We start from the raw sequence: 566 nt of genomic DNA on the forward strand, positions 1-566 counted from the left end.
CGGCCACCAACTGCGCGCGGACCGCGGTGCAGGTGCACGGCGCGCTCGGGCAGACCTGGGAGCACGACGCCCACCTCGTGGTAAAGGGCGCGGCTGTCGCCCAGCATCGCTGCGGCCTGCCAGGCGCGCCGGACGTAGAGGTGGGCGTCGTGCTCCCAGGTCTGCCCGAGCGCGCCGTGCACCTGCACCGCGGTCCGCGCGCAGTTGGTGGCCGCATCGCCGGCCGCCGCTTTGGCGAGCGCCGCGGTGGTCCACGCCTCCGCGGGCGTCGTGGTCGGGTCGTCCAGCCGGGCGGCCGCGGCGTAGGTGAGACTGCGGGCGCGCTCCAATCCGACGTAGTTGTCGGCCAGCGCGTGCTTGATGCCCTGGAACGCGCCGATCGGCGTGCCGAACTGGCGGCGCGTCTTCGCGTGTTCGACGGCCCGGTTCAAGGCGGCGCTCGCCGTGCCGACGAGGTCGGCCGCCGCGGCCACCAACGGCGCGGTCAACGCGCGCTCGGTGTCGACCGGTGCGGTGACCAACGGCTCGGCGTCGACCTCGACGTCGGCCAGCGGCTGCGCGGGGTC

Annotated in this window: 1 protein-coding gene; it reads right to left on the minus strand. The window is 75.4% G+C overall.

Annotation, left to right across the window (positions count from 1 at the left end):
* Positions 1 to 566: acyl-CoA dehydrogenase family protein (locus tag A5681_RS12855; RefSeq protein WP_269454955.1), on the minus strand; the 566-nt coding region annotated here is incomplete at both ends.

This window comes from Mycobacterium scrofulaceum, from assembly GCF_001667885.1.
In the GTDB taxonomy this organism is placed as follows: Bacteria; Actinomycetota; Actinomycetes; order Mycobacteriales; family Mycobacteriaceae; genus Mycobacterium; species Mycobacterium scrofulaceum_C.